The organism is Aeromonas sp. L_1B5_3 (genome assembly GCF_963866575.1).
Classification (GTDB): domain Bacteria; phylum Pseudomonadota; class Gammaproteobacteria; order Enterobacterales; family Aeromonadaceae; genus Aeromonas; species Aeromonas jandaei.
Map to the genome: position 1 here is coordinate 1 of NZ_CAWMDN010000102.1, position 19836 is coordinate 19836.

At 60.8% G+C, this 19836-nt stretch carries 17 protein-coding genes and 2 pseudogenes; 9 read left to right on the top strand and 10 right to left on the bottom strand.

All coding sequences use genetic code 11. The annotated features are described in order from the left end of the window. Positions 1 to 586, bottom strand: a pseudogene (locus AACR93_RS08135) (mannose-6-phosphate isomerase); the annotation flags it as partial. A gap of 211 nt (positions 587 to 797) precedes the next feature. Here AACR93_RS08135 and AACR93_RS08140 point away from each other — a divergent pair. Next, a complete protein-coding gene (locus AACR93_RS08140) occupies positions 798 to 1805 on the top strand; it encodes a LacI family DNA-binding transcriptional regulator (protein ID WP_043850438.1) in 1008 nt (335 codons plus the stop codon). Positions 1806 to 1826: 21 nt separating this feature from the next. Here AACR93_RS08140 and AACR93_RS08145 read toward each other — a convergent pair whose 3' ends face one another. The 4 genes from AACR93_RS08145 to fruB form a co-directional block, all read right to left on the bottom strand. Next, positions 1827 to 2396: a glucose-6-phosphate isomerase family protein gene (locus AACR93_RS08145; RefSeq protein WP_043850439.1), complete on the bottom strand. Its 570-nt coding sequence runs from the start codon at positions 2394 to 2396 to the stop codon at positions 1827 to 1829. Between the two features lie 177 nt (positions 2397 to 2573). Then, positions 2574 to 4310, bottom strand: coding sequence for a PTS fructose transporter subunit IIBC (gene fruA / locus AACR93_RS08150; RefSeq protein WP_043850440.1), 1737 nt, complete (start codon positions 4308 to 4310; stop codon positions 2574 to 2576). Beyond that, positions 4307 to 5296, bottom strand: a complete 990-nt coding sequence (pfkB, locus tag AACR93_RS08155; protein ID WP_043850441.1) for a 1-phosphofructokinase — start codon at positions 5294 to 5296, stop codon at positions 4307 to 4309. Before pfkB ends, fruA begins: the two co-directional genes overlap by 4 nt. Continuing rightward, entirely contained in the window at positions 5296 to 6411 is a 1116-nt protein-coding gene (gene fruB, locus AACR93_RS08160) for a fused PTS fructose transporter subunit IIA/HPr protein (protein WP_043850442.1), read from the bottom strand. The genes pfkB and fruB overlap by 1 nt, the downstream gene beginning before the upstream one ends. 307 nt (positions 6412 to 6718) lie before the next feature. Here fruB and cra point away from each other — a divergent pair, with 307 nt between their 5' ends. The 5 genes from cra to AACR93_RS08185 all read left to right on the top strand — a co-directional run bounded on the left by cra (position 6719) and on the right by AACR93_RS08185 (position 11656). Beyond that, positions 6719 to 7705, top strand: a complete 987-nt coding sequence (cra, locus tag AACR93_RS08165) for a catabolite repressor/activator (protein ID WP_043850443.1) — start codon at positions 6719 to 6721, stop codon at positions 7703 to 7705. Positions 7706 to 8342: 637 nt separating this feature from the next. Further along, the gene (locus tag AACR93_RS08170; RefSeq protein ID WP_043850444.1) at positions 8343 to 9536 is read left to right on the top strand and encodes an aromatic amino acid transport family protein; all 1194 of its coding nucleotides are present in this window, start codon (positions 8343 to 8345) and stop codon (positions 9534 to 9536) included. 171 nt (positions 9537 to 9707) lie between these two features. Further along, a complete protein-coding gene (locus tag AACR93_RS08175; protein WP_043850445.1) occupies positions 9708 to 10373 on the top strand; it encodes a hypothetical protein in 666 nt (221 codons plus the stop codon). 144 nt (positions 10374 to 10517) lie between these two features. Continuing rightward, positions 10518 to 11075 (top strand): hypothetical protein, encoded by a 558-nt coding sequence (locus AACR93_RS08180; RefSeq protein WP_043850446.1) that lies wholly within the window; start codon positions 10518 to 10520, stop codon positions 11073 to 11075. 194 nt (positions 11076 to 11269) lie between these two features. Continuing rightward, positions 11270 to 11656 (top strand): MAPEG family protein, encoded by a 387-nt coding sequence (locus AACR93_RS08185; RefSeq protein ID WP_043850447.1) that lies wholly within the window; start codon positions 11270 to 11272, stop codon positions 11654 to 11656. Positions 11657 to 11769: 113 nt separating this feature from the next. Here the strand turns inward: AACR93_RS08185 and AACR93_RS08190 are convergent, their stop codons facing one another. After that, entirely contained in the window at positions 11770 to 13164 is a 1395-nt protein-coding gene (locus AACR93_RS08190; protein WP_043850448.1) for a DEAD/DEAH box helicase, read from the bottom strand. A gap of 340 nt (positions 13165 to 13504) precedes the next feature. Between AACR93_RS08190 and AACR93_RS08195 the strand changes: the two genes are divergently transcribed. After that, positions 13505 to 14320, top strand: coding sequence for a transporter substrate-binding domain-containing protein (locus AACR93_RS08195; RefSeq protein WP_043850449.1), 816 nt, complete (start codon positions 13505 to 13507; stop codon positions 14318 to 14320). A gap of 91 nt (positions 14321 to 14411) precedes the next feature. Here the strand turns inward: AACR93_RS08195 and aroC are convergent, their stop codons facing one another. Beyond that, the gene (gene aroC / locus AACR93_RS08200; RefSeq protein ID WP_043850450.1) at positions 14412 to 15500 is read right to left on the bottom strand and encodes a chorismate synthase; all 1089 of its coding nucleotides are present in this window, start codon (positions 15498 to 15500) and stop codon (positions 14412 to 14414) included. 12 nt (positions 15501 to 15512) lie between these two features. Then, positions 15513 to 16448 (bottom strand): 50S ribosomal protein L3 N(5)-glutamine methyltransferase, encoded by a 936-nt coding sequence (gene prmB / locus AACR93_RS08205; RefSeq protein WP_043850461.1) that lies wholly within the window; start codon positions 16446 to 16448, stop codon positions 15513 to 15515. A 65-nt stretch (positions 16449 to 16513) separates the two neighbouring features. Between prmB and smrB the strand changes: the two genes are divergently transcribed. Beyond that, positions 16514 to 17038: an endonuclease SmrB gene (gene smrB, locus AACR93_RS08210; RefSeq protein WP_041207861.1), complete on the top strand. Its 525-nt coding sequence runs from the start codon at positions 16514 to 16516 to the stop codon at positions 17036 to 17038. A 57-nt stretch (positions 17039 to 17095) separates the two neighbouring features. Further along, complete coding sequence (locus AACR93_RS08215) at positions 17096 to 18391, top strand: sensor domain-containing diguanylate cyclase (protein WP_043850451.1); 1296 nt, start codon at positions 17096 to 17098, stop codon at positions 18389 to 18391. A gap of 360 nt (positions 18392 to 18751) precedes the next feature. Here the strand turns inward: AACR93_RS08215 and AACR93_RS08220 are convergent. Both AACR93_RS08220 and AACR93_RS08225 read right to left on the bottom strand, forming a co-directional pair. Then, positions 18752 to 19368: pseudogene (locus tag AACR93_RS08220) on the bottom strand (histidine phosphatase family protein). Between the two features lie 31 nt (positions 19369 to 19399). Beyond that, positions 19400 to 19786: a GFA family protein gene (locus AACR93_RS08225; protein ID WP_043850452.1), complete on the bottom strand. Its 387-nt coding sequence runs from the start codon at positions 19784 to 19786 to the stop codon at positions 19400 to 19402. Between the last annotated feature and the right edge of the window lie 50 nt (positions 19787 to 19836).

The window sequence follows — 19836 nt, forward strand, 5'->3', positions numbered from 1 at the left end:
CCCGCCACTCGATGAAGAAGGCCCGCTTGTAGCGGCGCAATATGTCCTCTTCGGTGTTATCAGCACCCCAGTTGCCAATCTCTTTACGGCGCAGACGCTGCTGGATCTCCCAGCGGGCAAGATCGGCATAGACCCGCACATCCCCTTGCGCCACCAGCGAAGCGCCGCTGCCCATCACCACCACCAGACCTTCGGCCATCTCGGCGATCTGCTGTTGCAGGCGCGCCAAGGCGACCGGGTCAAAAAACTCCACCATCTTGTGGGGTGCCAGCACACCAAACACCCTGTCATCGGTGATGAAGCGATCCAGCATCGCCAGCACTTTGGGTTCGGGCAGGCGGGCCTGTTCCACATCGATGAGCGTGTGAGGCCCGAATCTGGTCAGCAGCTGGGTGCGCAGCTCACCCTGATCCACGCCGTGATAGCAGTCGATCACCAACACCATTTTCGCCCTCTCCTGCCGGTTCACTTTGGCCTTCAGCTGATGGGCAATCGCGTCCCATCCCGCGCAGGCGGCCTGTTCATATCCGACAACGGTTACTTCTGGATATTTGTCGTAGTTGGAGACGTAACTCGAATGAATCATTGGCTTGTTCTCTCGTTGACACCTACGACAGAGATAAATCGATTAACCCATTAACCACAACCTGATAAACACGATTAACCTCAAACATTGGGATATATCATCGGTATTGGCGGTGAAATTCGTGATCAACCACTCACTTGCAACCTTCTCTCATCCGAAATAAAGGTTAATCGATATATCTTGATGACATGAACATGACTGGACCGACACCATGAGCAATGTGACTGTTGCCGATATTGCCCGCCATCTGGGCGTTTCCACCGCCACCGTCTCCATGACCTTGCGCAACAAGGGACGCATCTCCGACCACACCCGCCAGCGGGTACTCAAGGCCATCGACGAGCTCGGCTATGTCTACAACCAGACTGCCGCCAACCTGCGCAACAAGAGCAGCAATCAGGTCGGTTTGCTGCTGCACGACATAACCAACCCCTTCTATGCAGAGATGACGGCGGGCCTGAGCCGGGAGATGGAACATCACGATCTGATGCTGTTCCTTGCCAACAGCGAGGAGTCGGCGGCAAGGCAGCAGCAGTTTATGGACTCGCTGCAACGCAACAGCGCCGCCGGCATGGTGATCTGTGCTGCCCAACCTACGCCCCACAGCTTTTTCGAGAGCCTGCAACGGCGCCATATGCCCACCATTCTGGTGGTGCGACCGGTACCGGATGTGGCGATCGACTATGTCGGCACCGACAACTTTCTCGGTTGCCAGCTGGCGACCGAGCACCTGCTGAAACTCGGCCACCGTCATATCGCCTTTGTCGGGGGCTCCCCCACCTCCATCAGCCGCTCCCAGCGCCTCGGTGGCTACATGAGCAAGCTGCTCGAACACGGCATCTCGCCCAAACCAGAGTGGATCATCGGTTGCGGCGCCAGCCGGGTAGAGGGCACTCGCGCCATGACGGCGCTGCTGGAGCAGCACCCCGAGGTGACGGCGGCGGTCTGCTATCAGGATGTGGTGGCGCTTGGCGCCATGCTGGCGCTGCGCAAACAGGGGCGGCTCATCGGCCAGAACTTTGCTCTGGTGGGCTTTGACGATCTGCCGGAAACCGCGCTGGTCGAACCGGCGCTCACCACCGTCTCGGTGGCGGCGCGGGAGATCGGCCGCAAGGCGGGCGAGCTGCTGCTTGAGCGGATGGCCGGCAACGACGAGCCGGCCAAGAGCATCATTCTGCCCCCTACTCTGGTGGTGCGCCAATCTTGCGGCAGCCCCTAGCGGGCCGCCGCCAGCTCCGATTTACATCCCTTGCTGATCGCTGGCCACAAGGCGAGGCGTACCATCTTCTCCGGCTAGCACCCGAACGGCAAAGCCGCGCGCGCCCATTGCTTTGTAGTCGTGACCTGCCACAGCAGGCCAGACCGCCAGCGCCGAGAGCTGCGTTTCACCGGTGTTGACGAGTCGATGGGCCACATGGCCAGGAATATGGTGAACACTGCCGGCAAAGACCTGCTCCAGCCGACAGACGCCAGCCATATCCTGCAACAGCAATAGTCCCCTTCCGCACAACCCGAAGTAGTACTCGGCCTGCTCGGCCCGGGCATGAATATGACCGCGGGTCATGAAAAACTCCTGCCCGACCCGACCAGCCTCCAGATAGGTCACCCCCATGTTGAGATCCCCCTCGCCACCATTGCCGGGCAGCATGGCGACCCGATAGAGCGGGGTATCGGGCGAGAGCGCGGCCTCGGCGTGCGGGTCGGCAAAAAGCCCCTGCAAGTCAGCCAGGGTGGTGCTCTTCTCAACCAGTTCGGCGCCACCGAGCTTGCCGGTCGCAAAATTGAGAATGGGGGGGATCATGGGTGTCATCATCTGCTCCTGGGTATCGGGTTATCGGCGGGCGCAGATGCGCCCCAGGCACCTCACGCTAGAGGGTTAATCCATTAACCACAAGCAAAACAACGCCTGGATTTTTCCCTGTATCCAGCAATAAAAAAGCGGCCCTCAGGCCGCTCTTGGTTATGACGTGTTGCCGGGTGGCAAGGCTTATGCCGTGGCCAGTTTGGCCTGCTCTTCACCGCGTTTGAGCATGGCGTAGGAGACACCGGTCAGCAGCGAGCCTGCGGCAATCGCCACGATATACATCATGACATTGCTGATGGCGTGCGGGATGAAGAGCACGAACAGACCGCCGTGGGGTGCCATCAGTTCGCAGCCGAACAGCATGGAGAGCGCACCGGTCAGGGCGCCGCCGACCATGCAGGCCGGGATAACGCGCATCGGATCCTTGGCAGCAAACGGAATGGCCCCCTCGGAGATAAAGCACAGACCCAGCACAAAGGAGGCTTTGCCCGCTTCCTGCTCCGCCTTGATGAACTTGGTACGGGCCAGGAAGGTGGCGATCCCCATCCCCAGCGCCGGCACCATACCGGCGGCCATCACCGCAGCCATCGGGGCGTAGGTTTTGGAGGCCAGCAAGCCAACACCGAAGGCGTAGGCTGCCTTGTTGACCGGGCCGCCCATGTCGAAGCACATCATGGCGCCGATGATGACACCCAGCAGCACGGCGTTGGCAGAGCCCATGTTGTTGAGGAAGGTTGTCATGGCATTCATGATGCCGGCCACCGGGCCACCCACCACGTAGATCATCACCAGACCGGTAAAGAGGCTGGCAAAGAGCGGAATGATCAGGATGGGCTTGAGCGCTTCCAGGGTCACCGGCAGGCGCACCTTGTCACTCAGGTATTTGGCGCTGTAACCGGCCAGGAAACCGGCGACGATGCCGCCAAGGAAACCGGCGCCCAGCGAGCTTGCCAGCATGCCGCCGATCATGCCGGGAGCGAGACCCGGGCGGTCAGCGATGGAGTAGGCAATGTAGCCGGCCAGCACCGGGATCATCAGGGCAAAGGCGGAGCCACCACCGATCTTCATCAGGGCGGCGGCCAGAGTACCTTCCACCTTGAACGCCTCGATACCGAACACAAACGAGAGCGCGATGATCAGGCCGCCCGCCACCACCATCGGCAGCATGAAGGAGACGCCGGTCAGCAGGTGCTTGTAGGGGCCAGCTTTTTCCTCTTTCTTGGGTTGGCTGGCGCCGCTGTGGCGATAGGTTTTCGCCTCGTTCCACGCCTTGTCGAGCTCGGCACGGGTTTTCTTGAGCGCCGCTCCGGTACTGGTGCGATAGACCGGCTTGCCGTCGAAACGGGCCATGTCCACCTCGATATCGGTGGCGAGGAACACCAGATCGGCGGATGCAATCTCCTCGGCGGTCAGGGCATTCTGGGCACCGACCGAGCCTTGGGTCTCGACGCGGATCTGGTAACCCAGCTGTTTGGCCATGGTCTCCAGCGCTTCTGCCGACATAAAGGTGTGGGCCACCCCGGTCGGGCAGGCAGTCACCGCGACGATGCGCTTGCCTGCGGCGGCCGGTTTGGCGGCAGCATTGGCAACGGCGGAGACGGCTTGATGACGATAGACACTGGCGCCGCTGGCGGCTGCCTCCAGCAAGGCGGCCGGATCCTGCAGGGCGAGATCCATTCTGCCCTGATAGACCCGCTTGCCATCATAGGCAGCGAGATCCACCGGAGCACTGGCGACAACCAGCACCAAGTCGGCCGCAGCAATCTGCTCTTTTGAGGGGATCTGGCGCGGTTGCACGCTGGAGCCGACGTCGAGGGTGAGTTCCCAGCCAGCCAGTTTGGCCTGCTGTTCTATCCGTTTTGCAGCGAGAAAGCTGGTGGCAATGCCCGCCGGGCAAGCCGTAACCAAGATTGCTTTCATTGGGCATCTCCTGAGTTTTCCATTGAGGGGGTATGGCATTGAACCGGTGCCAGCGCATCCAGACGCTCTACGCGCACCTGTTCAAGCAAGGGGTTGAGCACATTGATATCGTCAAAGCCGACCGCGACCTGGCTCACCGCCAGTGCCGAGACGGCGGTAGCCAGCCGCAGGGTCTGCTCCGGCGTCCAGCCAAGGCTCAGACCATGGGCGAGACCGGCTACCAGCGAATCGCCGGCACCGACCGTGCTGACCACCTGCATCCGCGGCGGAATGGCTTGCCAGACGGCATCCGGGGCAAACCAGATGAGGCCATCGGCGCCGTTGGAGATCACCACGTTGGGGATCCCGCTTGCTTGAAGCGCGCGGGCACACTCGGCCTGCTCGCTCAGCGTCTTGATGGGGCGGCCTGCCCACTGGCTCAGCTCCTCCAGATTGGGTTTGACCAGGGTCGGCGCCGACTTGATCCCTTCGCTTAACGCCGCACCACTGCAATCGAAGATCACCTGCTTGCCCTTGGCCTTGAGCAGGCGGATCAGATGGGCGCAGTAATCGGGGGCCACCCCTTTGGGCAGGCTGCCCGCCAGCACAAACCAGTCTGCGTGAGGGGCCAATTGGTCGATGGTCTGCTCCAGCGCGCTCACCTCCCCTTGCTGGATAGTGAGCCCCGGCAGATTGAGATCGGTGACCCGACCGGATTGCTCGGAGATCTTGACGTTGATGCGGGTGCTGCCCGCGACACGGACAAAGTGATCATCCAGCGCTCGCTCTGCAAACAGGGAGACAAAGCTCTGCGCATTGTCAGCGCCCAGCCAGCCGGTGACGCCCACCTCACGGCCCAAATCCTTGAGCACCATGGCGACGTTGATCCCCTTGCCCGCCGCACGCAGGTTGGCCTCACTCACCAGATTCACCTCGCCAAGGCTCATCGCCTCGAGACGGGTGGTGAGATCAAGGGCGGGATTGAGGGTAATGGTGACAATCTTCATCAATGCGCCCCCTCGCCCAGACCAGCGGCGATCGCCTCACCGATCCCCTTGAGGGCCGCTTCGGCATCTGCCCCTTCGGCGCGAAATGCCAGACGGTGCCCGCACTTGACCCCAAGGCCGATCACCTTCATCAGGCTCTTGGCGGAGACTGCCTCGCCGCTGCCATCCAGATTGGCAACCCGGATATCTGATTCAAACTCTTTGGCCACCTTGACCAGCATGGCGCCCGGACGGGCATGCAGGCCGTGGGGGTTGATGATGGTGAAGGTTTCGGAAAGACCGCTCGCGGGGCCCGCCTGCAACATGGCCAGCCCCTCGCCGCCCGCCAGCGTCGCCAGCTGACCAGCGGCCGCCAGTTTGGCCAGATTCTCCAGTTGCGGCAGATGGCCGCTATCTGCGGCGCACAGCAGCAGCATGGCGCTGACCGGCAGCTCCCCTGCGCGAAGTTCGCTGCTCGGGGTGGCCAGCACCCAGCCAGTCTGGGCCGATGCTGTTTGCTGAACATTGGCGCGGGCCAGCCAGATGCCCTCGCCCAGATAGGCCGGTTCGCTTGCCAGCAGCGCGCTTACCATGGCGGCATCGCCCCAACCGGCGGACTTGGCGCGGGCAGCGGCGCCCAGCAACAGCTGGTCACGATCATCGGCCGGGAAGTCGGCCAGGGTCAGGTATTGCACCTCTTTGGCGGCAGTGGCGCCGGTCAGGATATTGATGATGGTGTCAGCGTCGGTGGCCTCTTTGAGCTGGGCTGCCGCCTGCTCGTCACCCAGCACATGGGTGAGCTGGCGCAAAATGCCCAGATGCTCGTCTGACTTGGCGGCGATACCGATGGCGACGTAGGCGATCTGCCCCTCGTCCCACTCGATGCCATTGGGGAACTGGGCCACCATGACGCCGGTGCTCTTCACCAGATGACGGGTGTCGGTGGTACCGTGGGGAATGGCGATGCCGCTGCCAAGGTAGGTGGCATGCTGCGCTTCACGGGCCAGCATGCCATCGACATAGCCCGCCTCCACCAGACCGGCCTCGGTCAGTTTGCCTGCCAACAGGGCAATCGCCTCGGCCTTGGTCGCCACCGACTGCCCCAGCAAGATCTGCTCTCGCACCAACTTCAACATAGCCACTCTCCATCAGATCCCGGCATCGCCGGGTCAACACAATTGAACATTCGGTTTGCCTGCCAGCTGACGATAGTCGGGATACCTCGAAATGTGATCCTGACCGGGTTTTACCACCCTGCTCTGCATCTCTGCTACGCGGTGCTGCTGACAAGCTGAATCGTTTCACTTACACTCAGACTGAATCGTTTCAGCGAATTGATCAAGTACCCACAAAGAGCGGTTTTCAATGATATGATCCCGCGCACACTTTTCGGTGCCCTTACCAGGCAGTGCCCGTGGGCCTAGCAACTCAAACAGAGCCAATATGATGAAACTGGATGAAATCGCCGCCCTCGCCGGTGTCTCGCGCACCACGGCCAGCTATGTGATCAACGGCAAGGCCGACCAATACCGCATCAGTCAGGCCACCCGCGACAAGGTGATGGCAGTCGTCACCGCCCACAACTACCAGCCGGACAGCCGTGCCGCCTCCCTGCGCGGCGGCCAGACCAAGACCCTCGGCTTTATCCTGCCCGACCTTGAGAACGCCAGTTACGCCAAGCTGGCCAAACGGCTGGAACAGGGGGCGCGGGCACAGGGCTATCAGCTGCTCATCGTCTGCTCGGAGGATGATCCCGCCACCGAAAAAGAGCTGGCCCAGATGCTGGTTAGCCGCCATGTGGATGCCCTGCTGGTGGCCAGCTGCCTGCCGCCGGACGATCCCTTCTATGGCAACCAGCAGGCGCAGGGGGTGCAGATCCTCGCCATCGACCGGAGCATGGCAGCCGACAAGTTCGTCACCGTCGCCAGTGAAAATGAGAAGGCGAGCCATGACCTCACCGCCTCCCTGCTCACCCCGGCCATTCGCCATATCGCCTTGATCACTGCGCTGCCTGAACTGACGATCAGTCAGGAGCGAAAAGCAGGCTTCGAGCAGGCCATCGCCAGCCACAGTGCGACCTGCCACCTCTGTGAAGGGGCCCACTTCTCGCGCACCGAGGGGTATCGCCTAATCAAACATCTGCACCAGCAGCTGGGCCAGTTGCCCGAGGCGCTGATCACCACCTCCTACATCCTGATGGAGGGGGTACTGGACTACCTGCTGGAACAAGAGACCGATATGAGCCAGCTCGCCATGGCCACCTTCGGCGACGATCGGCTGCTCGACTTCCTCCCCTTTGGCATCAACTCCCTGCCCCAGCAGCACGACGCGCTGGCGAGCCAGGCGCTGGAGCTGGCGCTCAAGGCGGTCAATGGCGACTACCAGAGCGGGCTGCACTATGTAAGCCGCACCCTCAAGCGCCGTCGCTAAGCCGTCTGCGGCAACCGCTCACAACCGTACAGGCTGCCGGCACAAACTGCCTCATGGGCAGCCAGAACTGACAGCCTGTGCGGCTTCTTTTCTCAACGCCCACGTTTGCACGCGTCTGTTTGACCAGCGGAAGATCGGCCAACCGGCCAACAGGGCTTGCAACCCCTGCTCAGGGCCCATTTATCGGCCCATCGGCTCGCTATAAATTGAATTTATGGCTTTTGGCCATATGACCCTATTTTTACTTATGCCGAGCCATCCGGGCCGCTAGCGCCCCCTTTTGCCCTCTGTCGCCCCTTCCAGACGCCTGTAGCAACCCCCCCCGATCCCGAGGGCTGGTTCAAGCGGACTGGCATCGCCCCCTCAAGGCGCACATTTTTTCGGCGGATAGCGCTGAGTGTAACTTTTTATTTCCACTTAAAAGCCTTCCACAGCACAAGATCCGCTTTTTAGGGGTTGTCTCCGCTATTTCGATCCGTTAACGTGGCAACCATCTTTTACAACCGACAGGTTTCAGGTACAGATGTTTCCACGCCGATATTGCTAGCCTCCGGCTTTTCCCCCGGAGGCGCCTCCCGACACAGCCAACTGGCTCTCTCTTGTTTGCAACATCTCCGCTCACTTTCGGATGGATAACATGAACACCAAGACTCTGGGTTGTACCCTGTTGATTGCCGGCACCACCATAGGCGCCGGTATGCTGGCCCTGCCGCTGGCCTCCTCGTCCCTCGGCGGCCCCGCCACCCTGCTGCTGATGATTGGCCTGTGGGCCCTGATGGCCTTTACCGCCATGCTGCAGGTGGAGGCCAGCCTCAATACCGGCAAGTGGTACCTGCACCAGCTGGCGGATCACCTGCTCGGCCCCTGGGGCAAGCGCATCGCCTCCTTCTGCATCCTGATGCTGTTCTACGCCCTCGCCTCCGCTTACATCAGCGGTGGCAGCAGCCTGCTGGCACAGGCGCTGGCCGATGCCGGCATCACCCTGAGCCAGGAGCAGGCCGCCTGGGCCTTTACCCTGCTGTTTGGCGGCATGGTTTGTGTCGGCACCCGCTCGGTGGATTACCTCAACCGGCTGATGTTCACCGTCAAGCTGGTGATCATGGTGGGCGTGCTGGCGCTGCTGCTGCCGCGCGCCCAGGGCGAACACCTGCTCGCCATGCCGCTCGGGGAAGGGCTGCTGCTGGCGGGCCTGCCGGTGATCTTCACCTCGTTCGGCTTCCACGGCTCGATCCCGAGCGTGATGCTCTACCTCGGCGATTGCCCCAAGCAGTTGCGCCGGGTCTTTGTCTGGGGCTCCGCCCTGCCGCTGATCCTCTACGTGCTGTGGCAGGTGGCCATTCTGGGGCTGCTCGGCCAATCCTCCCTGTTGGCCAATGGCGGCGCGCTCGACAGCCTGCTCGCCAGCGTCAGCAAGCTGGTGAGCTGGCCCGCCTTCAATCAGGCGATGCACCTGTTTGCCGATCTGGCGCTCGCCACCTCCTTCCTCGGGGTGACGCTGGGGCTGTTCGACTTTATGGCCAAGGTGACCCGCCGCAAGGACAACTGGCAGGGCCGCAGCCAGACCGGCCTTATCACCTTTGTGCCGCCGCTGCTGTTTGCCCTCTACTTCCCGCAGGGCTTTATCATGGCCCTCGGCTACGCCGCCATTGCGCTGGCCATCCTCGCGGTACTGCTGCCGGTGGCGCTGGTATGGCAGAGCCGCAAACAGGCCCCCGCCCACCACTACCGCGCCCCGGGTGGCGTAGTAGCGCTGGGAGTGGCCGGTGCCATGGGGGTGCTGATTGTCGGCGTCCAGATCAGCGTCAGCATGGGACTGCTGCCCGCGCTGTAATCCCCGATACGGAATGCCCCAAATAACAAAGCCCCGCCAATCTGATTGGCGGGGCTTTGTTTTATCGCTACAGCACATAACGCTGCTCTGCCCATCCCCTCTCTCGCACCAGAGGGATAAAGGACGTTTCAGCTACGCTTTTTCCATACGCAATGGAGTGGGGAGCAAGGTATGAAGTGGGCTGGCTGGTTTCTGCTGTGCTGTCTGAACCCGATTGCCCAGGGCGCGACCCTGTCGCTGGCGGCGCCCGTGGAATATATCCCCCTGCTGCGCCCCTTCTATGAGGAGTGGTTTGGCAAGGCCAAAGTCGATTTCACCTTTATCCCCTGCACCCTCGCCCGCTGCCGCAAACTGGTTGACTCCGATAGCACCATCGATGGCGATATCGCCCGGATCAAGGGCTTTGAGCAGACTCACCCGCAGATGCTCCCGGTCGGTACGGCGATTGGCGAAATCACCATCTATGCCCAGAGCAAGCAGGACGCCAGCTGGCCCCCCGCCAGTCAGGAGCGGGTTGGCTGCCTGCGCGGCATTCAGTGGTGCAACCGCTATCTCGACAGTCGGCGCATCGTCCGGTTCAACGATGAGAAGCAGGGTCTCGCCCTGCTCCAGCGCGGCAGAACCGACTGGGTGATCCGGCTGCTGCCCACCAATCAATCCCCCCTTGCCGCACCATGGAAACGGGTCTCCGATATCGAGGTCTATCTCTACCTCAACAAGAGCCGCCAGGCCGATATCGCCGCCCTTGTCCAATCCCAGCAACAGCTGATAGCGAGCGGCCGCTGGCAACAGATGCAGGAGCGCTACTTCTCGGCTCTGCTGACCCCCGTCCGCTGATCAGGGCACCACCGAACAAACCGCCAAAAACCGTGTTTTATACAATCTTTTTTGCCAGCAAAACCTGAACGGACAGTTCAAAACCCGTTCATGCCCGATCGCTACACTGCCCCCTCGTTTATCGCTTTCAGGAGTTTGAAAACAATGATGTTGCATCTCACGAAGAGTTCCCTTGCCCTTGTTCTGCTGGCAGCCAGCGGCGCCCTCAGCGCGGCCGAAATCACCAACAACAATATCACCGAGGCCGACATCAAGGCGGCGCAAGATGCCTGGGGCGCGGCGCTCATCAAGATCAGCGATGACTATCGGGCCGGCGGCATTGAGCGCGCCAAAGCCACCGCCGAGGCGGTACTCGACAGCGCTTATGGCTACCAGCTGGGGCCGGTGCTGTTCAAACCCACCCTCGCCGGTGGCGAGCAGACCTTTCGCACCACCCGCGAGGGGGCGCTGGCCTATTTTGTCGGCAACAACAGCGCCTATCCGGCAGACAGCGGCTTTGCCCTGAAAAACTGGCAGAGCTACCGCTATGACAATGCCGCCGTCTATATCAACGGCAACATGGCGCTGACCATGGGCAAGGTGCATCTGGTGGATCGCGACAACAAGGAGACCACGGTCGACAAGAGCTGGGGTTTCAAGAAGGGGGATGATGGCAAGGTGCGCATCGTGCTGCACCACTCCTCTCTCCCCTACGGCGCCTGACTGGCTAAGTACAGCTGACAGAGCACGCAACCTAAAACCAGACAACAAGCCCTGCCAGACTGGCGGGGCTTTTTTTTATCCGGCAAGGGCGATCAGGACGCCATGGCCGAGCCCTCTTTACTGCTACCCTCAAGGGCAAGCCATTGAGCACACAACAGATCCATGCTCATTCATCACCTCGGGAGCCCTATGCCATGACCATACTGCCCATCTATGCGGCCCTGCTTGCCCTGCTCTTTATCCTGCTCAGCGTTAGCACCATTCGCACCCGTCACCGCCAGAAAGTGGCGCTCGGCCATGGCGATGATCCCGCCATGCTGCGGGCCATGCGGGTGCACGCCAACTTTGCCGAGTATGTTCCCCTCGCCCTGCTGCTCATCTATTTCGTGGAAACCGGCAGCCATGCCCCCTGGCTGGTTCATCTGCTGGGGAGTGCCTTGCTGCTTGGTCGCCTCTGTCACGCCTTCGGTATGAGCCGCACGCCGGAGAATTTCCGCTATCGAATAGTGGGAATGGGGCTGACTTTCACCGTCATTTTGCTGAGTGCGGCCTGTCTCCTGATCACCGCCCTGCTCTCCTGACCAGAGCAGGTCAGCCAAACGCGGAGCCGCAGAAGCAGAAATAGAAAAGCCCTGCCGATATGGCAGGGCTTTTCGTTTAACCGTTCAGAGCGGGAGAGTGGCTCTCCTTGCCCTTACTGGTTATGGCTGGCGCGACGGGGACGACGGGCCTGAGCCGGCTTGGCGGCGCCATCAGCCGGACGCTGACCACCCTGGGGTTTGGGCTTGCCGCCGTTGCCGGAGCGGTTAGCGCCACCGTTGTTGCCGGAGCGAGCGGCCCCCTGACGCTGGCCCTGACCTTGCGGACGCGGCGCACGGCGCTGCTCGCTCGGATCACGGGGCTCTTTGCGCAGCGGCGCACCGATACCACGGGCGATGTTGTCGAGGGTCTCACGGGATGCTTCGAAGCCGGGCACCTGCTCGCAGGGGATGTTCTGCTTGGTCAGACGCTCGATGGCCTTGATCAGTTTCCCTTCATCGGCCGCAACCAGGGAGATGGCGTGACCGGCAGCGCCGGCACGACCGGTACGACCGATACGGTGCACGTAATCTTCCGCCACGTTCGGCAGCTCGAAGTTCACTACCTGCGGCAGCTTGTCGATATCGAGGCCACGGGCCGCGATGTCGGTCGCCACCATCACGCGCACGCTGCCATCCTTGAAGCCGGCCAGCGCGCGGGTACGGGCACCCTGGCTCTTGTTGCCGTGAATGGCGGCGGCACTGATGCCGTCTTTTTCAAGCTTCTCGGCAACCCGGTTGGCGATGTGCTTGGTACGGGTAAAGACCAGCACCTGCTGCCAGTTGTTGCTGGAGATCAGGTGGCTCAGCAGGGCAATCTTGTTGGCCTTGTCGCACGGGTGCACCAGCTGCTCGATACGCTCGGCGGTGCTGTTGCGCGGGGCGACTTCAATCACTGCCGGGTTGTCCAAAAGGCCGGTTGCCAGCTCGCGGATCTCGTCGGCGAAGGTGGCGGAGAAGAGCAGGTTCTGGCGCTTCTTCGGCAGCAGGGTCAGGATGCGGCGGATGTCGCGGATAAAGCCCATGTCGAGCATGCGATCCGCTTCGTCCAGTACCAGGATCTCCACCTCGTCAAACTTGACGGCATTCTGGTTGTAGAGATCGATCAGACGGCCCGGACAGGCCACCAGCACGTCCAGACCACGGCGGGTCGCCATCATCTGCGGGTTGATGCTCACGCCGCCAAATACCACGTGGCTGCGCAGGGGCAGATGCTTGCCGTAGTTGCGCACGCTCTCGCCCACCTGGGCGGCCAGCTCGCGCGTCGGGGTCAGTACCAGCGCACGGACGCGGTTCGGAGAGACCTTGCGCTTGCTCTCCATCAGACGTTGCAGCATCGGCAGGGTAAAGCCTGCGGTCTTGCCGGTCCCTGTTTGGGCCGCCGCCATCAGATCGCGGCCAGCCAGAACGGCCGGGATCGCTTGCTGCTGAATGGGAGACGGGGTGTCGTAGCCTTGTTCGGCAACGGCACGCAACAAGGGTTCGGCCAGACCGAGGGAAGTAAAACTCATAGTTACCTGCTAGGGATAGGGGCGCCGACAATCCGGGATGGGGCTCCTCTGCTGAGCCGATGCCATCTCGCCAGACTCGGGCCTGTTGAGAACACAACGATTTCCCCGGGGAGCAGAGCAAAGGGGAAAGAATAGGGGCGCAGTCTAGCGGAGTTATTGAGGAGAAACGAGAAAAATGTGATGTTCCTCCCAGCACGAGGAGAAAATCCCGCCTTCCCTGCCCCAATTGCTCCCGTTTATCCGATCTTTTACTACTGCCCTATTAACATCAGACACAATAAAAACACTCTGTTGTCAACAAGGCACGGAGATCAAAAAGATCAGGGATGATGAGGTTTATATGAAGAGGCAATCAGGCTTTCCCATCAGATGGCCACTCTGGCTTGCCCTGCTGCTGTTGTGGGCGATGCCGGCACAAGCCGACAAGCAGGTTTTCACCGTGGCCTGGAGCCACTGGCCCCCCTTCAGTCAGCTCAACAATAAAGGGGTACTGGCAGGGCTCGATATCAGCCTGACCCGCCAAATCCTCACCAAGGCGGGTTTCACTCCCAAATTTCGTGAAATTCCTTGGGCCCGGGCACTCCATCTGGTGGAGCATGGCCAACTTGATATAGCGATGGGCGCCCTGGCGCTGCCGGAGCGCGAACAATATGCCCGCTTCTCGGCCCCCTATCGCCACAGCGCCTACGTGCTGCTCAGCAACGATCCCATTCCCGGCCAGCAGGATCGCTGGGCCGGTTACCCGACCCTCTCTGCGCTGTGCAACGCCAAGGGGCTCAAGATCGGCAAGCTGCGCGGCACCCGCCCGATGCAGCAGTTGGAACACTGCCCGGCACTCAAGGAGGTAACCGAGTACAACGCCGACGACCGGCTGATCGATCTGCTGCTCGCCCGCCGCCTCGACGGCGTCATCATGGAGTGGCAATACGCCCGTTATCGCCTCGACCAGCTCGGCGCCACCGGCTTTATCAGCTGCCAGTTGCTGCTCCACCACCAGCCGGTCAGCCTGATGTTTGCCAAAGAGAGCATCAGCGATGAGCAGCTCGTCAGCATCGACAAGGCGATCGCCACCCTGCCCAAAACCGATCGTAACTTTCCGCCCCCCACATGCCGCCTGAGTGCCGCCCCCGCTGGCGATGAGCCCCCGCTGCATTAACCCGAGCGGAGAAAACAAAAAGGCGACCAGAAGGTCGCCTTTTTCATACTGGCCAATCAAGAGTTGATCAGCCAGTGGGTCGTTATGCCGATCAGCGCAGTTGCGGCGTCTGAGTCAGCACACCCTGATTCTGGGCGCGGTGACGCAACAGATGATCCATCAGCACCAGCGCCAGCATCGCCTCGGTGATGGGCACGGCGCGGATGCCGACGCAAGGATCGTGGCGCCCCTTGGTGATCATCTCGGTAGCCTCACCCTCGGTGGTGATGGTCTTGCCCGGTACCGTGATGCTGGAGGTAGGCTTGAGCGCCATGCTCACCACGATATCCTGACCGGATGAAATACCGCCCAGAATGCCGCCCGCATGGTTGCTGGCAAAGCCGGCCGGGGTCATCTCGTCGCGATGCTCGGAGCCTTTTTGCTCCACTACCGCAAAGCCGTCACCGATCTCCACCCCTTTAACCGCATTGATGCCCATCATGGCGTGGGCGATGTCGGCATCGAGGCGGTCGAACACCGGCTCACCGAGGCCCACCGGCACATTGCGCGCGATGACCTGCACCTTGGCGCCAATGCTGTTGCCCTCTTTCTTCAGGTCACGCATGTATTGATCGAGCGCTTCCAGCTTGCCCGCATCGGGGAAGAAGAAGGGGTTCTGCTCGATCTGCGCCGCATCAAAAGCTTCCGCCTTGATGGGGCCAAGCTGGGAGAGAAAACCGGTGATCTCGATGCCATGCACCTGTTTGAGGTACTTTTTGGCAATGGCACCCGCCGCCACCCGCATCGCGGTTTCGCGAGCGGAGGAGCGACCGCCGCCACGATAGTCGCGCTGACCATACTTCTGGTGGTAGGTGTAATCAGCATGGCCCGGGCGGAACAGATCCTTGATATCGGAGTAATCCTTGGAGCGCTGATCGGTGTTCTCGATCAAGAGCCCGATGGACGTACCGGTGGTCCTGCCCTCAAACACCCCGGAGAGGATCTTCACCTCGTCCGGTTCACGGCGTGGCGTGGTGTAGCGGGAGGTGCCGGGCTTGCGCCGATCGAGATCCCCTTGCAGATCCGCCTCGCTGATCTCCAGCCCCGGCGGGCAGCCATCGACCACGGCGCCCAGCGCCAGACCGTGGCTCTCGCCGAAGGTGGTTACCCGAAAGAGTTGGCCAAAACTGTTCCCTGCCATAGGCGCTCCTGCTTAGTTCTTGTAGATGGCAAAATGATCCTGATACTGCACCAGCTCGTCGCGCGTCATCACGAACACACCGTGGCCGCCGTTCTCGAACTCTACCCAGGTAAAGGGGATTTCGGGGAACTGGGATTCCAGATGGATCATGCTGTTGCCCACCTCGACCACCAGCACGCCGTCATCCTTGAGGAAGTCGGCCGCATTGGCCAGCAGGCGCTTGGTGAGCTTGAGGCCATCGCTGCCGGAGGCGAGCGCCAGCTCCGGCTCGTGACGGAACTCGTCCGGCAGATCCGACATATCTTCGGAATCCACGTAGGGCGGGTTGGAAACGATAAGATCGTACTTGTCGCCAACTGGCAGATCGCGGAACAGATCAGAGCGGATCGGGATAACCTGCTGCTCCAGCCCGTGATCGTTGATGTTGCGCTCGGCCACATTCAGGGCATCGACGCTGATGTCGATGGCGTCAACCTCGGCGTCCGGGAACTCGTGAGCCATGATGATGGCGATGCAACCGGAGCCGGTGCAGAGATCCATGATCCGGGTCGGCTCCTGTTTGAGGAACGGCGCGAAGCGGTTGGCCACCATCTCGGCGATGGGAGAACGGGGGATAAGCACCCGCTCGTCAACGTAGAACTCCCAACCGGCATACCAGGCCTTGTTGGTGAGATAGGGCGCGGGAACACGCTCCTGCACGCGGCGCACGATCAGTTCGGCAATCCGGTGACGCTCGCTGCTGGTGAGACGGGAGTGGCGCATCGCCGGATCCACGTCCGGCGGCAGATGCAACGCGGGCAGTACCAGCTGCACAGCCTCATCCCAGGCGTTGTCGGTACCATGTCCGTAGAAGATACCGGCGTCGTTGAAACGACTCATGGCCCAGCGCAACATGTCCTGGATGGTGTGCATCTCGGCAACCACCTCATCGATAAATATCTTGTCCAAATCCACCTCCAAGTCGAGTAATATCCGGCCCGAGAATTTTATACAGCGAGCAAGACGAGTACCTGATGAAAAAAACGCCCTCACCGACAGACGAGGAAACCCAGCTGTTCCGCGATGCGATAAAAGGTACCCGGAAAATCAAGCAAGATACCATAAGGGCCGAGTTACGCCCGGTCAAGCAGAAACGCGAAATGCGCGAAAGCCGCGAATCCCTTGGGGTTGACCACTATTTCAGCGATGAGTATCAGCCCCATCTCGAGGACGATGGCCCGACCCGTTACGTGCGCGAAGATGTGTCGAAATTCGAGCTGAAAAAGCTCAAGCGGGGCAGTTATCCGCCGGAGATCTACCTCGATCTGCACGGCATGAACCAGCATCAGGCCAAACAGGAGCTGGCCGCCCTGCTCACCCTCTGCCAAAAAGAGAACATTCACGTCGCCTCGGTGATGCACGGCATCGGCAAACATATCCTCAAACAGCGCATTCCGAGCTGGCTGGCCCAGCACCCCAACGTGCGCGCCTTTCATCAGGCACCACGTGAATGGGGCGGCGACAGCGCCATTCTGGTCTTGCTGGATATCGAGGAGTAGCTCGTAAAATCGGCAACCTATACTGAATATCAATACGTTATTGACAGTGGAGGTTGCATGTTTACACGAGGCTCCCATGCCGACATCAAGTCATCCCTCGACGCCATCGGTGCCGCCGTGGCGGTATTCAGCCTCGACAAGGATGATCATTTTGTTCTGGTATCAGCCAACGACACCTTCGCCAAGGCCTTCGAGATCGAGGTGCTTGGCTGCATTGGCAAACGGCTCAACGAAATGTTTCCCCGCTACATCACAAGCAGCATCGAGCAGCCGATGCACGAGTGCGTGAGCCAGCAGACCGGGGTGGAGAGCGAACTGCCCATCGATAGCCTGTCGCGCACCAGCTGGTGGCGCTTTGTCCTCTCCCCCATCATTCCCGAACAGGCACGGATCAACCGGATCATCGTCACCGCCATCGACATCACCGCCAAGAAGCAGCTGGAAGATGCGCTCACCACCAGTCGCCGCCGCTTTGAAGCTGTGGTCAACTCCGCCTATGACGGCATCATCAGCGTCAGCAGCGAATCGCGGATCGAACTTATCAATACCGCCGCCTGCGAGATGTTCGGCATCGACGAGAGCTATCTTGGCAAACGGCTGGAGACCCTGCTGCCGCAACGCTTTCGCGCCAACCATGACAGCTACTTCAAGGCGTTCAGCAACTCCCCCATCAATTCACGCCCGATGCATGCCCGCGCCTCCGTGGTAGGGCTGCGCCGCGATGGCAGCGAATTTCCGCTGGAGGTAACCATCGCCAAGATCAATATGGGTCAGACCACCGAGATGACCGCCATCCTGCGCGACATCTCCGAACGGGCGCGGCTGGTGGAAGAGCTGAAAGTCGCCGCCACCACGGATCCCCTGACCGGTATTGCCAACCGGCGCCGTTTCGATGAGCTGGTCAACGCCGAGATGCAACGCTGCCAGCGCTTTGGTCACACCATGAGCCTGCTGCTGATCGACATCGATCACTTCAAGGAGGTCAACGACAACTTTGGCCACCAGCAGGGGGATCAGGCGATCCTGAGTCTGGTCAACCGGATCGGCAAACAGCTGCGCGAGGTGGACATGCTGGGACGCTGGGGCGGCGAGGAGTTTATCGTGCTGCTGCCGGAGACCTCGCTGGAGCTGGCCTGGGCCAGCGCCGAGCGGATCAGACTGGCGGTGGAGTCGGCACGCCATGCCCTATCCGGGGCGCTTGAGGTCTCACTCACCATCAGCATCGGGATCAGCGCCAGCAAGGGCCCCCTCGACAGCGTGGAGAAGATGGTCAGACGGGCCGACACCGCCCTCTATATAGCCAAGAAACAGGGGCGCAACTGCTGTCGCAAGGAGGAGCCGGAGCCGACCTGATGGCTCGGCCCCTTCTTCAGTCACGACGGCTTGCCCCTCGACCAGCCACAAAGAACCATTTATTCGTTATCACAGCCAGTTCGGAGCCACGCCACCTTGAGTGGCGTGGTGCTTTTTACCCGCCCCCATACATAGATTGTTTCACTGGTGAGACAGAGTTAACCATCGCTTTTGCACAGGTGAAATAATGGAACACTGCTACCGCGGCAGGTCTCTTTTTGCGATAGCGCTTTGCCGCGACAATGCCCCCTCCGATCACCCTCAGATAACGGTCAAGCAGACTCCGAATGACCAGCAAACACGATGCAAAGTGAGCACAACAGGATTAAGGATGATCGGGAGTCACAAAGGTCGGTTCACTCATAGTCCACCGGTTGAGGGGGGTCGGCAAAATGGCAGAGGTTTATCCGGCGTTAAAGGTACCGGAAAATGCACCGTCAGCATGCCGCCGTTGGCCAACTGCCAATCGAAAAGCCATCAAATCCGGCACTTGTCACGGCACGGATCACCTTGGCGACGACCCCATGTGCGACCAGCAGCACCCGCTCCTCTTGCGCGTTCGAGGTCAGTTCGAGCAGCCCTTGCGACACTCGGGCAACTACCTCATCCAGCGTTTCACCACCGGGTGGTGCCTCTGCCCAACGTCGGGTAATATTGCGCGCCCACAGCTCGGGATAACGCGATTTCGCCTCTGCTTGTGTTAACCCCTCAAACAGACCGACATGCCGCTCACGAAAGGCTGGCGCAAGCTCTACTGGCAAATCCAACTGGCGAGCGAAGATCGCAGCGCTCTCTCTGGTTCGCTGCAGCGGCGAAGCCAGCAGCCGATCGAACGGGGCCTGAGTGGCAGCTATCTCGTCTGCCAATCGGGCAATGTGCCTCTGGCCACTCTCATTAAGCCCGATATCCAGCGCCCCCTGATACCGTCCTTCCGCATTGGCTTGCGTCTCGCCATGGCGGATAACTACCAGCTCCATACCAACCTCCTTTGTTGGGGTTACCCTAGTTTTACTTCCCTTTGGGATAACGGGGATGCTCGTCCTGGATCGGCAACCAGGGCAGCTGGCTGTCGGTATGGATGTGGTAGGTTGGCGCAACAGCATCCGGATTATCGAGGGAGGCGATGGCCAACGTGAGATACTCAGGGTACTGGGTGCTGCGATACGTAAGGGAGGAGCCACACTCGGCGCAAAATCCCCGGCGGATAAAATCTGAAGACGCATACTCGGTCGGTTTGCCGCAAAGCCACTCTACCTGTTCGATGCGAAAGTCCATCCAGGCCCCGACCGGGGCACCCGTGGTGCGCTGGCAATCCCGACAGTGACAAAAATCGGCCGCAAAAGGTGCAGTCAGCACCTCATAACGGATCACCCCGCAATGACAACCGCCCTTCATCTTGCCCCCTTTGTTGCAATTTTGCACAAGTCAAAGAGCTTACCAATATA